This is a genomic window from Parafrankia sp. FMc2, assembly GCF_041008525.1.
GTDB lineage: Bacteria > Actinomycetota > Actinomycetes > Frankiales > Frankiaceae > Parafrankia.
In genome coordinates this window covers 1-649 of record NZ_JBFLUG010000495.1, presented here as the reverse complement: position 1 = coordinate 649, position 649 = coordinate 1, and the positions used below count along the sequence as shown (strand labels likewise).

The following is a 649-nucleotide window of genomic DNA, read 5'->3' as shown; positions in this document are numbered from 1 at the left end:
GAGTGGACACCGACCAGCGGCTCGTCCATCACCCTCGCACCCGACCTGGGCCGGTGATATCTCAGGGGCCCCTGCCAGCCACCAGCGGACACCGGACACCCGTCCGGCTCTCCCATTAGGTGATGTCGCCGACCATCTTGGTTCCTGGGGCGTCGGCGGTGAAGTCGCGCTGAAGAAGATCGGGGATCGCGGCAGGGGTCTGGTCGGGTTCGGTCAGGGTGTGCCGCCAGGGGCGGGGCTGGCACCACGGCTCCAGGCCCTGCTCGCGCATGAGGGCACGGACGAGCTCGGGGCCGCAGGGACGGCCCCAGGCGAGCAGGTCAGCGTGCACACGGCGGTAGCCGTAGGTGCCGTCGGAGGCGGTGAACGACCGGACGATGAGCGTGGCGAGTTCGCCGCGGCGGGTCGCGGTCGCGGAGGCGGGCCGGTCGCGCCATTCGTAGAAGCCGGAGCGGGAGACGTCGAGCCAGGCGCACATCTGGATGATGGACGGCGCCGGTGTGCCAGCATTCGCGGTGATGCGGGCAAGGCTCCGGCACGCTCTCGCTTTGACGGGTAGGTCGGGTTGGTCGGGTCTGCCTGGGTCGGGCTGGCCGTGACCGGTTCGTGGGGGCGGGCCGGTGGGACCACGTGTCGTTCGCAGACAAGC

1 protein-coding gene is annotated in these 649 nt (G+C 70.9%); it reads right to left on the bottom strand.

Translation table 11 applies throughout. The features are described 5' to 3' along the window. Window positions 1-115: 115 nt before the first annotated feature. Complete coding sequence (locus AB1460_RS38115; RefSeq protein WP_368967469.1) at window positions 116-478, bottom strand: IS3 family transposase; 363 nt, start codon at window positions 476-478, stop codon at window positions 116-118. Between the last annotated feature and the right edge of the window lie 171 nt (window positions 479-649).

Coding starts and splice junctions, on each gene's coding strand:
- AB1460_RS38115 (WP_368967469.1), bottom strand. CDS start 478: ATGTGCGCCTGGCTCGACGTCTCCCGCTCCGGCTTCTACGAATGGCGC.